Raw genomic sequence first — 18237 nt, 5'->3', positions numbered from 1 at the left:
ATCCGGTTGCCGCTGTTTTTAATCTTTCCGACCCGGTTACTTCGTGATGTTGTTCACGTTGTTCCCTGTCGATGGAGCGGCATTATAGGGAGTTCGATTTTAATGGCAAGCGAATAAATACAGTTTTATTTCGTTTGCCGTTTTTTTATCCAAAGACGGTTATTTTTGCGCTTTTGCTATAAAGGAAGGCAAAGCAGCAAGGCTTTCCAGCACAGCGTCAGCTGCACTTTCACTTTGTTCTGTCACCGGCTTGCCGGTACGCACTAAAATCTTATGCCCGACGCCTGCGGCGGCAGCTGCCTGCATATCTTCCAGTTTATCGCCCACCATATAAGAAGAAGACATATCAATGTTCAGCTCTTCTTTAGCCGTTAAAAACATACCCGGCAGTGGCTTACGACAATCACAAACCTGGGTAAACTCTTTAACTGTGCCTTCAGGATGATGAGGACAGAAGTAGATGCCGTCGAGATCGACACCGCGATCAGCCAGTGACCAGTCCATCCACTCGGTCAGCGTCATAAACTGATCTTCAGTAAATTTACCGCGGGCAATGCCGGACTGATTGGTCACCAGCACCAGCAGAAAGCCCATTTCCTTTAATTTAAGACAGGCGTCAATGACGCCATCAATGAACTGGAATTCATCGATTTCATGTACATAGCCGTGATCGACATTCAAAGTACCATCACGGTCGAGAAAGATTGCTGAAACAGGTTGTGCCACGAATTTGCTCCTGATGCCTGATTAATGGCGTGAGTATCGCATGTTTTCACTGCCTGTGAGAATGCTAACCTGGTTGACTTAGACGTCTAGACGCCTTAGCATCCACGACATGCTACGGGGGCGATCCCCGAAGAGTTAATTTCACCACGTCACGGCAAAAAGACAGAATAAAAAATAATATGATTAAACTTTCAAACATCACCAAGGTTTTCCAGCAGGGTGCGCGCCAGATAGTCGCGCTCTCTGACGTGAGTCTTCACGTCCCTGCCGGACAAATTTACGGCGTCATCGGTTCATCCGGCGCAGGTAAAAGTACTCTGATACGCTGCGTCAATTTGCTGGAACGCCCGACCGAAGGCCAGGTATTGGTTGATGGTCAGGATCTGATGTCCTTTTCTGAAAAAGCGCTGACCCGCGCACGTCGCCAGATTGGGATGATCTTCCAGCACTTTAATCTGCTTTCGTCGCGTACCGTATTCGGCAATGTTGCGTTGCCACTGGAGCTGGACAATCTGTCTTCAGCTGACATCAAAAAACGCGTTTCTGAACTGCTGAGTCTGGTCGGCCTGGAAGATAAGCATGATGCTTACCCGGCGAATCTTTCCGGCGGACAAAAACAACGTGTGGCGATCGCTCGTGCGCTGGCCAGTAATCCGAAGGTATTGCTTTGTGATGAAGCCACCAGCGCCCTGGACCCGGCCACTACACGCGCCATTCTGGAATTGCTGAAAGATATCAACCGTCGTCTGGGATTAACCATCCTGCTCATTACCCATGAGATGGACGTCGTAAAACGCATTTGCGATCAGGTTGCGGTCATCAGCGACGGTAAACTGATTGAGCAGGATAAAGTGAGCGAGATGTTTTCTCATCCGAAAACTCCGCTGGCTCAGCAGTTCATTCAGTCCACATTGCATCTGGATATCCCCGAAGATTACGCCGTACGCATGGTGCCGGAACCAGAAACAGGTCGAGTTCCCTTACTGCGTCTTGAATTTACGGGACAGTCGGTGGATGCTCCGCTGCTTTCAGAAGCTGTACGACGCTTTGACATTAACAACAATATTATCAGTGCGCAGATGGATTATGCCGGCGGCGTCAAGTTCGGGATTATGCTGACAGAATTGCACGGTTCAGAAGAAAACACTCAGGCGGCAATTCACTTCCTGCAAGAGAATCAGGTTAAAGTAGAGGTACTCGGGTATGTCTGAGGCAATGATGTGGTTAATGGGCCGGGGTATCTGGGAAACTGTCATTATGACACTGACCTCTGGCTTTTTTGGTTTTGTGCTGGGCTTGCCTTTTGGCGTTCTGTTGTATGTAACGCGTCCGGGTCAGATTGCAGAGAATAAAAACGTTTACCGCGTGATGTCCGCGCTGGTAAATATTTTCCGTTCTATTCCTTTTATTATCCTGCTGGTGTGGATGATCCCGTTCACCCGCATGATTGTCGGTACTTCTATCGGTTTGCAGGCCGCGATTGTTCCGCTCACCGTCGGTGCGGCACCGTTTATTGCCCGTATGGTTGAGAATGCGCTGCTGGAAATTCCCAGCGGTCTGGTGGAAGCCTCCCGCGCGATGGGCGCAACACCGATGCAAATCATCCGTAAAATCTTATTGCCGGAGGCTCTGCCGGGTCTGGTCAACGCAGCCACCATCACGCTGATCACTCTCGTAGGCTATTCTGCTATGGGTGGCGCGGTCGGCGCCGGTGGTTTGGGACAAATCGGTTATCAGTACGGTTATATCGGTTACGACGCAACTGTGATGAATACGGTATTAGTCCTGTTAGTGGTTTTGGTGTATTTAATTCAATTTTGTGGCGACCGCATCGTAAAAGCAGTCACACATAAATAAGAAATGGCCGTTGTAATAGCTACCCTGTGAATGATTTATATCCGCTTATTGAGGAAAGGACATGTCTAACAAATTCAAATCCATTGCCGTTGTTGGCGCGCTTCTGGGATCGCTGGCATTAGTCGGTTGCGGACCAAAAGAACAAGATCCAAACCACATCAAAGTGGGTGTGATTGTGGGTTCAGAACAACAAGTTGCTGAAGTTGCTCAGAAAGTAGCGAAAGAAAAATATGGCCTCGACGTTGAGCTGGTGACGTTCAACGATTACGTGTTACCTAACGAAGCGCTGAGCAAAGGCGATATTGACGTTAACGCCTTCCAGCACAAGCCTTACCTGGATCAGCAGATTAAAGATCGTGGTTACAAACTGGTTCCGGTCGGTAACACCTTCGTATACCCGATCGCAGGTTACTCTAAGAAAATCAAATCTGTTGATGAACTGAAAGAAGGCGATCAGGTTGCTCTGCCAAACGACCCGACTAACCTAGGCCGTTCACTGCTGCTGCTGCAAAAAGTCGGTCTGATTAAACTGAAAGATGGCGTTGGTCTGCTGCCAACCGTTCTGGATGTGACTGAGAATCCTAAAAATCTGAAACTGGTTGAGCTGGAAGCACCACAACTGCCACGTTCACTGGATGATGCGAAAATCGCTCTGGCTGTGATCAACACCACTTACGCGAGCCAGATCAACCTGACTCCGGAGAAAGATGGCATCTTCGTAGAAGATAAAGAATCTCCGTACGTTAACCTGATCGTTGCGCGTGAAGATAACAAAGACGCTGAAAACGTGAAGAAATTCGTTCAGGCTTACCAGTCTGATGAAGTTAACGCTGCAGCGAACAAAATCTTCAACGGCGGCGCAGTTAAAGGCTGGTAATCCGTTGCTGTCAGGGAAGCAGGTTTTGCTCTGCCCCTTACGCTGTAAATATTGCTTTCATAAATAAATTCAAGGCGGGCATATGCCCGCCTTGTTATTTCCTCAATACCTTGGTTCAATAACGCCACATTCTTTCCTGTAAACATATTAAAAAGCAGAGGATATACCATGCGTGCTTTACCTCTCTGTTTGTCGGCGCTTTTGCTGGCGGGTTGTTCTTTGACTCAACATCCACAGCCAACCCCTCCTGCACCCGTTGTAAAAGAAGAGCCAAAACCAGTCAAACCTAAACCGGCTCCGGTCCGCCCTGCCCCGGTAAAACTCTATAAAGATGCTGAAGGCCTGGTTGGTAGCCCTTTCCGTGATTTAGGCGAAGTCTCCGGTGAATCCTGCCAGGGTGATCAAAATGACGCGCCGCCGAGCCTTGCTACTGCGCGTAAAAGAATGCTAACCCGTGCCTCTTATATGAAGGCCAATGCGGTATTACTGCACCAGTGCCAGATCATCAGTGGTGTGCCGGGTTGCTTCCAGCAGGCGATTTGTCAGGGTTCAGCCCTGAACGTCACGTTTAAATGACCTCATTTTCATTTGAACAAATAGGGACGATTCACTCGCCCTATAAAGAGAAGTTTGCTGTTCCGCGCCAGCCGGGTTTGATAGAGGATGGTGGCGGCGAATTACATCTGCACGCGCCTTATAACCAGCCCGAAGCCGTTCGCGGGCTGGAAGATTTCAGCCATTTATGGGTGATGTTTATTTTTCATCAGACGATGGAAGGTGGCTGGCGTCCGACCGTTCGCCCGCCGCGTTTAGGCGGGAATACGCGCACCGGCGTGTTTGCCACCCGTTCGACCTTCCGCCCCAACCCGCTCGGAATGTCTCTGGTCGAGCTGAAAGGGATCCGCTGTCAGGGGCAGAATGTTATTTTGCAACTGGGCAGTCTGGATTTGGTGGATGGCACACCTGTTGTGGATATTAAGCCTTATCTTCCCTTTGCAGAAAGCCATCCTGACGCGCGCGCCGGATTTGCCCAGCACGCACCGGATGCCGATATGCCGGTCGAATTTTTACCACAGGCTGAACGGCAGTTGGCTGAACATGCGAGGCAATATCCGCATCTGCGCCGTTTTATCACGCAGGTTCTGGGACAAGACCCCCGCCCGGCTTACCGCAAAGGCGAAGCCACCGAGCGGGATTACGCTGTTCGCCTGCTGGACTTTAATGTCCGCTGGCGGGTAACGGGCTCCCTGAATCAGGTATTGTCCCTGGACAAAAACTAATTTCCTCTGCGTCTCTTTTGACAACAGCAACTCGCTGGTAAACTAAGCCACTTTTCACGTTTTGGCTGCCACTGGCAGCCTGATTGCAATTTGCAGTGCTAACGGAACAAACAACATCATGCGTACTACTCAATATCTGCTCTCTACACTAAAAGAGACGCCAGCCGACGCGGAAGTGATCAGCCATCAGCTGATGCTGCGTGCGGGGATGATCCGTAAACTGGCCTCAGGCCTGTATACCTGGCTGCCAACCGGCTTACGTGTTCTCAAGAAAGTCGAAAACATCGTACGCGAAGAAATGAACAACGCGAACGCCATTGAAGTGTCGATGCCGGTGGTTCAGCCCGCTGATTTATGGCAGGAGAGCGGACGTTGGGAACAATATGGTCCCGAGTTGCTGCGTTTCGTTGACCGTGGCGATCGTCCATTCGTTTTGGGTCCGACCCACGAAGAAGTCATTACCGATTTGATCCGTAATGAAGTCAGCTCGTACAAACAATTGCCGCTGAATTTCTTCCAGATCCAGACCAAGTTCCGTGACGAAGTTCGTCCACGCTTTGGCGTGATGCGTTCCCGTGAATTCCTGATGAAAGACGCCTACTCGTTCCACACGACGCAGGAATCTTTGCAGGAAACGTATGATGCAATGTATGCAGCCTATAGCCAGATCTTCAACCGTATGGGGCTGGATTTCCGTGCTGTTCTTGCAGATACCGGTTCTATTGGCGGCAGCGCATCGCATGAGTTCCAGGTTCTGGCACAAAGCGGCGAAGATGACGTGGTGTTCTCTGACTCCTCTGATTTCGCGGCTAACATTGAGTTTGCTGAAGCGTTAGCACCAACGACACCACGCGCTGCACCTGCTGAAGTGATGCGTGTTGTTGAAACCCCTGATGCCAAAACCATCGCTGAACTGACAGAACAGTTCCAGATTCCGGTTGAGAAAACCGTTAAGACCCTGATGGTCCACGCTACCGCAGAAAGCGGCCATAAGCTGGTTGCGCTGTTGGTTCGTGGTGATCACGAACTGAATGAAATCAAAGCCGAGAAATTGCCACAAGTTGCAGCACCACTGACTTTCGCAACGGAAGCTGAGATTCGTGAAATCGTGGCTGCTGGTCCGGGTTCACTCGGTCCGGTCAATCTGCCAATGCCAGTTGTCGCTGACCGCACGGTTGCCGCCATGAGCGATTTCAGTGCAGGCGCCAACATCGACGGTAAACACTATTTCGGTATTAACTGGGATCGCGATGCTGCGCTGCCAGAAGTGGCGGATATCCGTAACGTCGTTGCCGGTGATCCAAGCCCGGATGGTCAGGGTACTCTGGTTATCAAACGCGGTATCGAAGTCGGTCATATCTTCCAGCTGGGTACCAAATACTCAGAAGCAATGAATGCCACTGTTCAGGGCGAAGATGGCAAAAACCAGGTGATGACCATGGGTTGTTACGGTATCGGCGTGACCCGTGTGGTTGCTGCAGCGATTGAACAGAATCACGATGATCGCGGCATTATCTGGCCGGATGCTATCGCACCATTCCAGGTCGCTATTCTGCCAATGAACATGCATAAATCTTTCCGCGTGAAAGATGCGGCAGAAGCGTTGTACAAAGAACTGCGCTCACACGGTATTGATGTGATCCTCGACGATCGTAAAGAACGCCCGGGCGTCATGTTTGCAGATATGGAACTGATCGGCGTTCCACATCACGTAGTGATTGGTGATCGTAATCTGGATGCTGAAGAGCTGGAATACAAAAACCGTCGCACCGGCGAAAAACAGATGATCAAACAAGGCGATATCGTTGAATATCTGCTGAGTCAGATCCCGCGTTAAGAGCGGACAACGATTTTTTGACGTAAAAAATGCCCGCTTTATGCGGGCATTTCTCTTTTTGTGCAATTCAGTTTGTACTGCACAGGCTGCTTTTGTTTTAAGGATGTTTTATGGGCAGGATTTCGTTGCGTCAAACTTAACGTTTTTATCCGCCACGACAGCTTTCTGCATCTGTCCTTCTTCCATTGACGGTTCGGTCATAAAATGCCCCTCCATCGAAAGGAAAACCAGCTGGTTAGGTGCTTTGCGCGCCGCAAGATAGCCTTCTTCCAGTGATTTATTTGCCGATATCGGGAACACTTTACCGGTCGCACAATCTTTAAATGACGCAGCGTCCGCGCTGTATTGCATCATTCCGCTCAGTGTCATCGGCGTCTTAGGCAAACTTTGCTGCACCGGCTTCAGGGTATAGTTGAACTGAGAAGCGATAGGCTCGCCGCTCATATCCAGCATTTCCAGATTTTCATCTTTCGGATGGAAGTAGCGTTTCTCACCATCGTTTCCAGTCAGTACCAGTTTGTCGGCCGTCCGCGCCCAGCTTCCGTAACTGGCGAATGCCTGATCGCCGTCTTTACTTCCCTGATAAATTTCCTGCAGGATATAGGTTCCGTCCTGTTGCAGGAAAAGTGACGTCTTCAGGCCACTGCAATCGGCACAAGGCAACACACCGCTGTAACTTTGCTGCATCGCCTGCAAAGGTTTCTCATGGTTAAATGCGGCGGTATGACAGCCGAACAATGATAACGCCCCGAGCGCCAGCACAGCTCCTGTAATGATTTTTTTCACAGTTTCTCCCCTACTGCTATTCCACAGTGCTGCGATAAAAATTGTCCTGCAGCACGAATTTAGGGCTAACGTATCTTGCCCCGCAATGCTTTCGTCGCACCCTTGCGAACTTTACTTTCTACCCGACGAATTTTAGACCCCCGGGTGGGTTTTGTTGCACGGCGCGGTTTCTCTACCACCATCGCTTGTGAAATCAATGCCCCAAGCCGTGCCAGAGCGGCTTCACGGTTCATCTCCTGACTCCGGTATTCCTGGGCCTTGATAATTACCCAGCCGTCAGCGGTAACAGAATGATGATTGAACGCCAGTAACCGCTCTTTGTAATATTCTGGCAAACTCGACGCTTTAATATCAAAGCGTAAATGAATAGCCGTTGATGTTTTATTGACGTTCTGACCGCCGTTACCCTGAGCGCGTATCGCGGTCAATTCAACTTCGCTGTCGGGTATTTCCACTTTTCCGGAAAGTATTAGCACGCTGATTACCTGATTTCTTTTACAACAGACTCTTTCCATTCAGAAAAATGAATTTCTAAATTACTCAGAGCATCAGAAAGCCAGATAGTTCCGTCCTGCAACGTTGCCTGTAAATTCATAGTACGGCTGCCAAAAGCAGTCAGCTGAGTCAGTAACTCATCTTCTATATAACGGATGCGCAGGTTCTCAAAACCTCTGACTTTCCCTTCGATTTGCGACCACCAGACTTTCGCCGCACGCTCACCATACGCGTAAAGTACGACTTCGCGCGATTGGTTACAGGCCTTTTTCAGACGCTTCTCATCAGGCAATCCTAATTCAACCCACAATTCGATACCGTTGTGGTCATTCTTACGCCAGATTTCCGGTTCATCTTCCGCGCTTAATCCGCGGGTAAACGCCAGTCTTTCGTCGGCATGATAAATCCATGCCAGCAAACGCAGCATCATGCGTTGTTCTGTTTCGGAAGGATGCTGCGCCAGTGTCAGGCTGGCATCATGAAAGAAATTGCGATCCATATCGGCGATATTGACTGCTGCTTTATAAATAGTTGCTTTTAACGCCATGGTAAACCCCTTGATAATAGACGCACAGTGTACTTGAAAGCGTCCTGCCGCGACCAGTTTTCCCCCGATGGTCATCCTCAATAATGGCTTTACGCAAACGATTTACCTTTACAGGCCGGCTAATAACTCACACTCTCCTGTGCTATAGTCGTTAAATACTGAGAGTTTATCTTTCTGCGCTTTCCTCAGAGGGATACGCTTTTTAGGGAGAACTTATGCAACAATACTGTGAGTTGGTACGCCGTAAATATTCTGAAATCGCCAGTGGCGATCTCGGATATGTGCCCGATGCGTTGGGCTGTGTATTGAAAGCATTGGACGAAGTGGCAGCAAATGCTGAACTTCCGTCTTCCGTTAGGGACCAGGCGGCCTATGCCGCCGCTAACTTATTGGTGAGCGATTATGTCGATGAATGATGAGTACCAACCCATCAATTGCGATGACTACGATAATCTCGAGCTCGCCTGCCAGCATCACCTGGTTTTGACGCTGAAGATGCGTAGCGGAGAAATTGTTGAGGCAAAAGCCAACGATCTGTTAATGCGTAAAAAGGTGGAATATCTGGTGGTTGATGCGAACGGCGAGCAACGGGATCTTCGTTTAGATCACATTGAAAGCTTTAGCCATCCGGAAATTGGCACCGTTGTGGTCAGCGCTGAATAGCCTCAACTGTCGTCAGTTTACCTAACGGGCAATCTCAGGATTGCCCGTTTGCATTTCTGTGGGCAGACTTATTTCAGCGGCGTCAGACTGGCGTAATACGCCGACAAATCACTGATATCCTGATCGGATAATGACGAACTAAAAGCCTGCATCACGCCCGCCTGCCCGCCACTTCTCTCACCTTTCTTATAAGCATGCAGTGAAAGCGCCATATAATCGGCATTTTGGCCTGCCAGATTAGGGTAAATTGAATTAACGGCTTTACCCGTTGCGCCATGGCACGCCGCGCAACTAACGGATTTTGACTGCCCGTCAGCAATGTTACCGCCTGCCAATGCTGGTAAAGAGATCAGCATTAACGCCACGCTCCCTATTACTGCCCTTATCACTGTTTTTTCAACGACTGTCACCTGCATCAGCACTCCCCGGGCGAATATGGTTCACCCAAATAAACTGTTCTATTCTTTTATGGCAGAGCCGACCAGACGATCTGCCACTGCGCTTCATTATTTTCGGGCTGAGACTGGCGGGTGGTGAACCATCCCGGTGCAGCCATCAGTTGTTCATTGTAATAAATCAATGGAATACGATCCCGCTGCCACGGCGGAACGCCCAGTTCAGACCACAGTTTTTTGGCCTGACGCGCCCGATCCCGTCCGACTTTTTCGATAACACCGTGCGCCTTAAAACGCACAGTGACCTTTTCATCAGTGCGGGGCTGGCGGATCACATATTCAGCCGCCTGCAACCCAGGTTCTGGATCGACCTTCAGATATCCCAGACCGTCGGGTAACGTTAATTTCTCATCCGGCTCCCAGCGGATAACTACATCTTTCAGTGACTGGAATTCTGGTAATAAATATAAACGCTGGCGAAAACGCCTGATGACCAAAGAGCCGAGCACTAACTGTGCCTGCGCATCTTCGCGGCTGAGTGCCACCTCGTCCCATATTCTTTGCAGTTGTTCCCGCGAAGGCATCTTTGTACCACACGATGCCAGCCAGCGACGCAGTAACGCAGAGCGTCTAACGGCCGAAAACGCCTTCAAACCCTCGACTGACAAACTGCCCTCATCGTCAGTTAACGCTGTGAGTGACTCACTGAGCAATTCATCCAGTAACGTCTCCTGCTCTGCGCAGAGCAAAGCGCTACGGGCTGTAGCCGAGGCAAAATGCGGCCAGCGCTGATAAAGAGCAGGCAAAATATCAATTCGCAGAAAATTGCGATCAAAGCGGGCATCCCGGTTACTGTCGTCTTCAATCCAGCAGAGCTGAAGCTGTGCCGCACACTCTTCAAGCTGCTCACGGCTGAGATCCAGCAAAGGCCGCAACAAACGATAACCGTGAACCGAACTGTCCGCACTCATCGCGGAAAGACCGGCGGGGCCGCTGCCACGCTTAAGCGCCAGTATAAAGGTTTCACATTGATCGTTGAGATGCTGCGCGGTCAGTAAGATTTCATTCTCAGCCAGATTACCGGCAAAAACCTGATACCGCGCCGTTCTCGCGGCGGCTTCAATGCCGCCTTTATGCGCATCGACCTGAACTTTAACGGCGGAAAAAGGAATATTACGCTGATGACAAAACGTCTGGCAGTGCGCCATCCAGTCATCGGCAAACTGACTTAATCCGTGGTGAATATGCAGCGCACGCAGTTCGACCTGCGGTAGCGTGGTATCACGTAACTCTGCCAGCCCGGCCAGCAGGACAGAAGAATCCAGCCCGCCACTGAACGCCACGCAAAGTTTTCGTGCGTCACCGATTTTATGGCGCAGATGTTCAGTCAGAAATGTCGCGGCAATTTTTGAGTTCATAGAATATTCAGAGTTCGTACAGTTCCAGCGGCAAACCATCAGGATCGTTAAAGAAGGTGAATTTTTTACCGGTATACGGATCGATTCTTACCGGTTCACTGACAACACCCGCCGCAGTGAGCGCAGAAATGGACTGTTCGATATCCTCCACGCTGAAAGCAAGATGGCGCAATCCACAGGCTTCTGGACGACTTGGTCGTTCCGGTGGTCGTGGGAAGCTGAATAGCTCAATGGTGTACTGACCGTTTAGCGCCAGATCGGCCTTCCAGGAATCACGCTCTTCACGGTAAAACTCGCCCTGCAACGTGAACCCGAGAATGTCGCAGTAAAAGTGTTTACTGGCCTCATAATCGGAACCAATAATAGCAATGTGATGGATCTGGCGAAGGTTAAGCATAGTCATGTCCTGTTGATTTCTGAGGTGAACGTTACTCAGGCTGTCCGGAGTCGTCAATAAAAAGCCCTCACGAAGAGGGCTGTTTGTTACTCCGCTTCCGGAAGTTTTAAGACTTTTACCAGATAGCGTCCGTCTTCTGTGAGCCGCGTTCCATGAATATCGGTTTCAAAGCCAGGATAACGCTCGCCTATTGAGCACAGCATAATCAGGAAATCGAGCACCGCGCGGCTTTCCTCGGTGATCATCTCTCCCGGCATCACCACCGGCACGCCCGGCGGATAAGGCAGGATCATGTTGGCGGATACTTTGCCGATCAGCTCATCGATATCACATTCATCAATATGGCCGCGAACCTGATGCTGGAACATTTCGTACGGCGTCATTTTCATTTCCGGCAGCACATCAAAGGCTTCCAGCATTAACCGCGGCAAGTCGTGGCGGACGATCAGCTTGTGGATCCCCTGCGCCAGATCCTGAATACGCATGTTGCGGTAAAAATCAGGATCTTCCGCGTAGAGATCTGGCAGCATATTCTTGACCCGCAAATTGAGATCATAACTGCGTTTGAAATCGGTCAGCCCGCGCATCAGGCTCATAGATTTAGTTTTATCAATGCCGATACTGAACAGGAAAAGCAGATTGTAGGGGCCGGTTTTTTCCACCACCACGCCGCGCTCATCCAGGAATTTCGCCACTAACGCCGCCGGGATCCCCTCATCTTCCAGCTTACCCATTTCATTCATGCCGGGTGTCAGAATGGTCACTTTGATCGGATCCAGATACATATGATCGGTATCAGCGTTGGCAAAACCGTGCCAGTTTTGATCCGGATCCAGCGGCCAGCATTCAGCTTCATCAATATGTTCGGGCTGCCAGATATCGAAGAACCAGCCGTCAGTCTCTTCGCGCAGCCTTTGGATCTCTTTACGAAAATGCAGCGCACGTTCAACTGATCGGTTGATCAGACGTCGGCCGGGGTTCCCGCGCAACATCGCCGCTGCGGTTTCCGCCGAAGCGACAATACCGTAGTTTGGCGAGGTGGTGGTGTGCATCATGTAGGCTTCATTAAACGTGCTTTCGTTATAATCGCCCTTAATGTGGATCATCGAAGCCTGCGAGAAAGCCGCCAGCAATTTGTGCGTCGACTGCGTTTCATAGATGACTTTCCCCGGGATCCGTTCCCCGCTCATTCCGCTTTTGCCATCATAAATCGGATGGAAGTTGGTATACGGCACCCATGCGGAATCAAAATGAATCGACGGAACATCCAGCGTGTTCTTGATGTAATCGGTGTTGTACAACAAGCCATCGTAGGTGGAATTGGTGATGACGGCATGAACCGGCCAGGTAGCATTCGCGGTCTGGGCAATTTTCTCTTCGATGCTTTCGCGGGTGAATTCACGCTGCGGGATACCACCAAGAATACCGTAAGCATTGCGGTTCGGCCGCAAATAGACCGGCACGATATTAGTCATCATCATCAGGTGCGCGAGTGATTTATGACAGTTACGGTCAATCAGCACCGTGCTCCCTGCCGGTGCCGCATACATGCCGACAATTTTGTTCGCCGTCGAGGTACCATTGGTAACGATATAACTCTGTTCAGAGCCAAACGTCCGCGCGATATATTCTTCGGCCTCAAGATGCGGGCCGGTATGATCGAGCAAAGAACCCAGCTCAGTTACCGAAATCGACACATCCGCTTTCAGCGTTTTAGCGCCGAAAAAATCATAGAATAGCGTTCCGACCGGACTTTTCAAAAAAGCCGTACCGGCCATATGCCCGGGTGTACAGAAGGTGTATTTCCCTTCTTCCACATAGGTGAATAACGCTTTTGTCAGCGGCGGCGTGATCGTATCGATATATTCATCGGTGTACTGACGGACGCGTTTGGCAATGTCATCGGCGGCACTCAACGCATATTCAAAGAAATACAGCACCATACGCATTTCATTGACGTCAACGTCCAGTGTCGAATGCGTATTGATGAAAGCATAAAGCGGCAGGTATTCATTAAGTTCGTTTATTTCGGTACACAACTCTTCGCTGTGCTGATCCCAGTCGAAAATCGCGCCGCAGATCCGCGCATTGTTTTCGATGAGTTTGAGTAAGTCAGCCCGGTCACGCGGATAAATTATCTGAAACCCAAGAAGCGTCAGTGCGCTATCCAGTTCGCGGATTGGCTCCTCTTTGTAGTAAGCCCCTTCCGGGCGCATGATAGCGATAATATTCATCTGACAAATCCTTCTGTTGTTTTTCTCTCAGGTATTAATAGAAACACGGTTGCCCGCTGCTGTGTACCCTTTGTGGGTGAGTTTAGGGTAAAACGGGAAGACTTTAAGATTACAGGTAAGATTGCAGGAAAGATCGGGCGTGAAATGAACGGGGAAACAGGCAATAAAAAAGGCCATGCATAAGCATGGCCTTTTCAAAATCACTCGCAAATCAGCAATAACCGTAAGTCATCAGACGCTGATAACGACGGTTGCGCAGTTCTTCAGTGCTGAGAACATCCAGATCGCTGAGATCAGCTTCCAGTTGCGCACGAAGAGAAGCGGCCATGGCTTCCACGTTGCGGTGAGCGCCACCCAAAGGCTCCGGGATCACAGAGTCGATCAGTTTCAGCTCTTTCAGGCGCGGCGCAACAATACCCATTGCTTCCGCAGCCAGAGGCGCTTTATCCGCGCTCTTCCACAAGATAGACGCACATCCTTCCGGTGAAATGACCGAATAGGTGCTGTATTGCAGCATGTTAACTTTGTCGCCAACGCCGATCGCCAGTGCGCCACCGGAACCACCTTCACCGATAACGGTGCAGATAACCGGAACATTCAGGCGGGACATTTCGCGCAGGTTACGGGCGATAGCTTCAGACTGACCACGTTCTTCAGCGCCAACACCAGGATAAGCACCCGGAGTGTCGATAAAGGTGATGATTGGCAGTTTGAAACGTTCTGCCATTTCCATCAGGCGTAACGCTTTGCGATACCCTTCAGGTGCAGGCATACCGAAGTTACGACGAATCTTCTCTTTGGTTTCACGGCCTTTTTGATGACCAATGATCATCACGGCACGTTCACCTAAACGGGCGATACCGCCAACGATAGCTTTATCGTCTGCAAAGGCACGGTCACCTGCGAGTTCATCAAAATCGGTAAAGATATGTTTGATGTAATCCAGGGTGTAAGGGCGACGAGGATGGCGCGCCAGTTGGGCAATTTGCCAGGCACCCAGATCAGAGAAAATCTTACGGGTCAGTTCAACGCTCTTTTCGCGCAAGCGTGCAACTTCTTCGTCCAGATTAATATCTAATTTTTCGTCTTGACGGCTGACTGCAGTCAGCGAGTCAATTTTCGCTTCCAGTTCCGCAATCGGCTGTTCAAAATCAAGAAAATTCAGACTCATAGCATTCCTATTTTAGTCAAATTCCAGTTCCACCTGCTCACTACCGACCAGGCCTCGCAAATCCAGCAACAGTTTGTCCGTTGGCGTAACACGCCATGACGCCCCGAATCGTAGCCGGGCTCTTGCGTTTTCTCGTTGGTAATACAGATGCACTGGTATCGTCCCCGATCGATGTGGTTCCAACGATTGGCGGAGACGGTTCAAAAGCTGGTCATCAATTTGCCTGTCAGTCAGCGATATAGCAAGACCGCGAGCATATTTTTCCCGTGCTTCACTGATGTCCATTACATCGCGGGCCATCATTTTAAGCCCGCCACTGAAGTCATCAAAGCTGACCTGTCCTGTGGCGATAAGGATACGGTCTTTTTCCAATAAATGCTGAAATTTTTCCAATGCTTCGGTGAACAACATGACTTCCAGACGACCTGAGCGGTCATCCAATGTACAGATCCCAATGCGGTTGCCGCGCTTGGTGACCATAACGCGTGCAGCGAGCACCAGTCCCACTGCGACGGTCATTTTGCCCCGTTCCGTCGGGTGCATATCTTTCAAGCGCTGGCCGCCGCCATAACGCTCGATTTCTTTCAGATACTGAGTGATCGGATGGCCGGTCAGATAGAGTCCGAGCGTCTCGCGCTCGCCATCCAGCACCGTTTGTTCCGGCCACGGCATCACGTTAGCGTAGGATTTCTCGACTTGTTCCGGCGCTTCGGCCAGAACACCAAACATATCCACCTGTCCAATTGCTTCAGCTTTCGCATGCTGATCCGCCGCTTTCAATGCGTCAGGCAGAGAACTCATCAGTGCGGCACGATGCGGCCCAAGGCGGTCAAAGGCACCGGACATGATCAGCTTTTCGAGAATGCGTTTATTCAGTTTTTTAACGTCAGCGCGGGCGCAGAGATCAAACAGCTCTTTGAAATAACCACCTTCGTTACGCGCTTCGATAATGGCTTCAATCGGGCCTTCGCCCACGCCTTTGATGGCGCCAATACCGTAGACAATTTCACCTTCGTCGTTCACGTGGAAATGGTACAAACCGCTGTTAATGTCCGGCGGCAGAATCTTCAATCCCATACGCCAGCATTCATCGACCAGCCCGACCACTTTTTCGGTGTTATCCATATCCGCGGTCATTACCGCCGCCATGAATTCTGCCGGATAGTGCGCTTTAAGCCACAGCGTCTGATACGACACTAATGCATAAGCGGCTGAGTGAGATTTGTTAAAACCATAACCGGCGAATTTCTCTACCAGGTCGAAGATTTTAATCGCCAGTTCGCCGTCAATTCCGCGAGATTTGGCACCATCTTCAAAGCCGCCGCGCTGCTTGGCCATTTCAACCGGGTTTTTCTTACCCATCGCACGACGAAGCATGTCTGCGCCACCCAGCGAATAACCCGCCAGAACCTGCGCAATCTGCATGACCTGTTCCTGGTAAAGGATAATGCCGTAAGTCGGCTCCAGTACAGGTTTCAGGGATTCATGCTGCCACTGAATATCCGGGTAGGAAATCTCTTCGCGCCCGTGTTTACGGTCGATAAAGTTATCTACCATGCCTGACTGCAAAGGCCCCGGACGGAACAGCGCCACCAGTGCGATCATATCTTCGAAACTGTCGGGCTTCAGACGTTTGATCAAATCTTTCATACCGCGCGATTCGAGCTGGAATACCGCTGTGGTTTCCGAGCGTTGCAGCATGTCGAAGCTTTTCTTGTCATCTAACGGGATGGCAGCAATGTCCAGCGGCGGCTCACCGGCTTTCTCGCGGCGGGCGTTAATCATTGCCAGCGCCCAGTCGATGATGGTCAGCGTCCGCAGACCGAGGAAGTCAAACTTCACCAGCCCGGCATATTCCACGTCGTTTTTATCGAACTGGGTAACCGGATGGTTACCTTCAGCATCGCAATATAGCGGCGCGAAGTCGGTAATTTTGGTTGGCGCGATGACCACACCACCGGCGTGTTTACCGGCGTTACGGGTGACACCTTCAAGCTGACGAGCCATGTCGATCAGCGACTTAACTTCTTCGTCAGCCTCATAAATTTCTGGTAGCTGTGGTTCTGCTGCAAACGCTTTTTCAAGCGTCATACCTGGGTCAGGTGGCACCAGTTTTGAAATACGGTCAACGAAACCGTAAGGGTGACCGAGGACGCGCCCCACATCGCGGATAACCGCTTTGGCAGCCATCGTACCGAAAGTGATGATCTGCGAAACCGCTTCACGACCGTACATTTCGGAGACGTGATCGATAACCCGGTCGCGTTTCTCCATGCAGAAGTCGACGTCGAAGTCGGGCATGGAAACACGTTCAGGGTTGAGGAAACGTTCGAACAGGAGGTCAAACTCGAGCGGATCCAGATCGGTAATTTTCAGCGCATATGCGACCAGCGAACCGGCACCGGAACCACGCCCGGGACCTACCGGCACGCTGTTATCCTTCGACCACTGGATGAATTCCATTACGATCAGGAAGTATCCCGGGAATCCCATCTGGTTGATAACTTTGAGTTCGATATCCAGACGCTCGTCATACTCAGGACGTCGTTGTGCGCGCACTTGCGGATCAGGGAATAAAAACTCGAGGCGCTCTTCCAGTCCGATTTTTGATTTCTCGACCAGGAAATCTTCCGTGGTCATATCGCCGGTCGGGAATTGCGGCAGAAAATATTCGCCCAGACGGATAGTCACGTTACAACGTTTGGCGATTTCCACGCTGTTTTGCAGCGCTTCGGGGACATCTTCAAACAGCTCGCACATTTCGTCTTCACTGCGCATATATTGCTGCGAAGTGTAATTACGCGGGCGTTTAGGATCGTCGAGAGTGAAACCGTCGTGGATAGCAACGCGGATTTCATGGGCATCAAAGTCAGTCGGCACCATAAAACGTACGTCGTTGGTGGCCACAACCGGCAAGCCACGCTCTGTCGCCAGCGCAACGGCAGCATGAAGATAGTTTTCTTCTTCTGCACGGCCGGTGCGAATTAATTCGAGGTAATAGCGGTCAGGGAAATATTGCTGGTAGAAATCCAGACACTGATTGACCTGCAAATCATTGCCGCGGGTCAGAAACTTACCTACGTCCCCCATTCTCGCGCCGGAAAGCAGTATCAGCCCTTCGTTCAGTTCAGCAAGCCATTCGAGGTCGACAATCGGACCGGCCGCGCCATAACCACGCTGGTAAGCTCTGGAGATGAGCAGGGTCAGATTTTGATAGCCCTGATTATTCATCGCCAGCACGGTCAGTTGAGCAAGCTCATCACCGAGGATTTCACTCTGAACATTCAGGTCTGCGCCGATAATCGGTTTAATACCGGCGCCGTGCGCCGCACCGTAAAATTTCACCAGTCCGCAAAGGTTGGTGAAATCGGTAATGGCCAGAGCGGGCATGCCGAGTGACGCTGCGCATTTCACCAGCGGGCCCACTTTCGCGAGCCCATCCACCATGGAGTAGTCGCTATGTACACGCAGATGAATAAAACGAGGTTCGGCCATATCCAGAGTCCAGAAATGAGTGAATTAAGGGTTGTATACCCCGCAAAACGGGGCAGGAA

At 50.6% G+C, this 18237-nt stretch carries 18 protein-coding genes; 8 read left to right on the top strand and 10 right to left on the bottom strand.

The genetic code is table 11. The features are described 5' to 3' along the window. Window positions 1-159: 159 nt before the first annotated feature. Window positions 160-726: a D-glycero-beta-D-manno-heptose 1,7-bisphosphate 7-phosphatase gene (gene gmhB, locus EC840_RS23975; RefSeq protein WP_129638942.1), complete on the bottom strand. Its 567-nt coding sequence runs from the start codon at window positions 724-726 to the stop codon at window positions 160-162. A 179-nt stretch (window positions 727-905) separates the two neighbouring features. Here gmhB and metN point away from each other — a divergent pair, with 179 nt between their 5' ends. The 6 genes from metN (at window position 906) to proS (ending at window position 6577) form a co-directional block, all read left to right on the top strand. Then, the gene (gene metN / locus EC840_RS23970; RefSeq protein WP_112288351.1) at window positions 906-1937 is read left to right on the top strand and encodes a methionine ABC transporter ATP-binding protein MetN; all 1032 of its coding nucleotides are present in this window, start codon (window positions 906-908) and stop codon (window positions 1935-1937) included. Next, entirely contained in the window at window positions 1930-2583 is a 654-nt protein-coding gene (locus EC840_RS23965) for a methionine ABC transporter permease MetI (protein ID WP_015696115.1), read from the top strand. Before metN ends, EC840_RS23965 begins: the two co-directional genes overlap by 8 nt. 61 nt (window positions 2584-2644) lie before the next feature. Beyond that, window positions 2645-3460, top strand: coding sequence for a MetQ/NlpA family lipoprotein (locus tag EC840_RS23960; RefSeq protein WP_112288350.1), 816 nt, complete (start codon window positions 2645-2647; stop codon window positions 3458-3460). 168 nt (window positions 3461-3628) lie between these two features. Continuing rightward, window positions 3629-4036, top strand: a complete 408-nt coding sequence (gene rcsF / locus EC840_RS23955) for an Rcs stress response system protein RcsF (RefSeq protein ID WP_112288349.1) — start codon at window positions 3629-3631, stop codon at window positions 4034-4036. Then, the gene (tsaA, locus tag EC840_RS23950; protein WP_129638941.1) at window positions 4033-4740 is read left to right on the top strand and encodes a tRNA (N6-threonylcarbamoyladenosine(37)-N6)-methyltransferase TrmO; all 708 of its coding nucleotides are present in this window, start codon (window positions 4033-4035) and stop codon (window positions 4738-4740) included. The genes rcsF and tsaA overlap by 4 nt, the downstream gene beginning before the upstream one ends. A gap of 118 nt (window positions 4741-4858) precedes the next feature. Next, window positions 4859-6577, top strand: coding sequence for a proline--tRNA ligase (gene proS / locus EC840_RS23940; protein WP_132967291.1), 1719 nt, complete (start codon window positions 4859-4861; stop codon window positions 6575-6577). A 108-nt stretch (window positions 6578-6685) separates the two neighbouring features. Here the strand turns inward: proS and nlpE are convergent, their stop codons facing one another. The 3 genes from nlpE to EC840_RS23925 all read right to left on the bottom strand — a co-directional run bounded on the left by nlpE (window position 6686) and on the right by EC840_RS23925 (window position 8405). Then, complete coding sequence (nlpE, locus tag EC840_RS23935) at window positions 6686-7363, bottom strand: envelope stress response activation lipoprotein NlpE (RefSeq protein ID WP_132967289.1); 678 nt, start codon at window positions 7361-7363, stop codon at window positions 6686-6688. A 65-nt stretch (window positions 7364-7428) separates the two neighbouring features. Continuing rightward, on the bottom strand, window positions 7429-7839 hold the full coding sequence (gene arfB, locus EC840_RS23930; protein WP_112288344.1) for an alternative ribosome rescue aminoacyl-tRNA hydrolase ArfB: 411 nt from the start codon (window positions 7837-7839) through the stop codon (window positions 7429-7431). Window positions 7840-7844: 5 nt separating this feature from the next. Next, the gene (locus EC840_RS23925) at window positions 7845-8405 is read right to left on the bottom strand and encodes a YaeQ family protein (protein ID WP_132967287.1); all 561 of its coding nucleotides are present in this window, start codon (window positions 8403-8405) and stop codon (window positions 7845-7847) included. Between the two features lie 215 nt (window positions 8406-8620). On the opposite strand from EC840_RS23925, the gene EC840_RS23920 reads away from it, so the two are divergent. Beyond that, window positions 8621-8821 (top strand): YaeP family protein, encoded by a 201-nt coding sequence (locus EC840_RS23920; protein ID WP_015696108.1) that lies wholly within the window; start codon window positions 8621-8623, stop codon window positions 8819-8821. After that, entirely contained in the window at window positions 8808-9068 is a 261-nt protein-coding gene (rof, locus tag EC840_RS23915) for a Rho-binding antiterminator (RefSeq protein ID WP_112288342.1), read from the top strand. Before EC840_RS23920 ends, rof begins: the two co-directional genes overlap by 14 nt. 68 nt (window positions 9069-9136) lie before the next feature. Here rof and EC840_RS23910 read toward each other — a convergent pair whose 3' ends face one another. From EC840_RS23910 to dnaE, 6 genes are all read right to left on the bottom strand, one after another. Next, window positions 9137-9424, bottom strand: a complete 288-nt coding sequence (locus EC840_RS23910; RefSeq protein WP_113878213.1) for a cytochrome c — start codon at window positions 9422-9424, stop codon at window positions 9137-9139. Between the two features lie 110 nt (window positions 9425-9534). Beyond that, a complete protein-coding gene (gene tilS, locus EC840_RS23905; RefSeq protein ID WP_132967285.1) occupies window positions 9535-10881 on the bottom strand; it encodes a tRNA lysidine(34) synthetase TilS in 1347 nt (448 codons plus the stop codon). A gap of 7 nt (window positions 10882-10888) precedes the next feature. Continuing rightward, the gene (locus EC840_RS23900) at window positions 10889-11278 is read right to left on the bottom strand and encodes a VOC family protein (protein ID WP_113878215.1); all 390 of its coding nucleotides are present in this window, start codon (window positions 11276-11278) and stop codon (window positions 10889-10891) included. Window positions 11279-11364: 86 nt separating this feature from the next. After that, window positions 11365-13512: a lysine decarboxylase LdcC gene (locus EC840_RS23895; RefSeq protein WP_129638938.1), complete on the bottom strand. Its 2148-nt coding sequence runs from the start codon at window positions 13510-13512 to the stop codon at window positions 11365-11367. 211 nt (window positions 13513-13723) lie between these two features. Continuing rightward, on the bottom strand, window positions 13724-14683 hold the full coding sequence (gene accA, locus EC840_RS23890; protein WP_101079205.1) for an acetyl-CoA carboxylase carboxyl transferase subunit alpha: 960 nt from the start codon (window positions 14681-14683) through the stop codon (window positions 13724-13726). A gap of 12 nt (window positions 14684-14695) precedes the next feature. After that, the gene (gene dnaE, locus EC840_RS23885) at window positions 14696-18178 is read right to left on the bottom strand and encodes a DNA polymerase III subunit alpha (protein ID WP_112288337.1); all 3483 of its coding nucleotides are present in this window, start codon (window positions 18176-18178) and stop codon (window positions 14696-14698) included. Between the last annotated feature and the right edge of the window lie 59 nt (window positions 18179-18237).

The sequence above is a fragment of the Rahnella sp. JUb53 genome, from assembly GCF_004346065.1.
GTDB classification, from domain to species: domain Bacteria; phylum Pseudomonadota; class Gammaproteobacteria; order Enterobacterales; family Enterobacteriaceae; genus Rahnella; species Rahnella variigena.
Note: the sequence above shows the minus strand (reverse complement) of the source record. Positions and strands in the feature narration are given on the sequence as shown.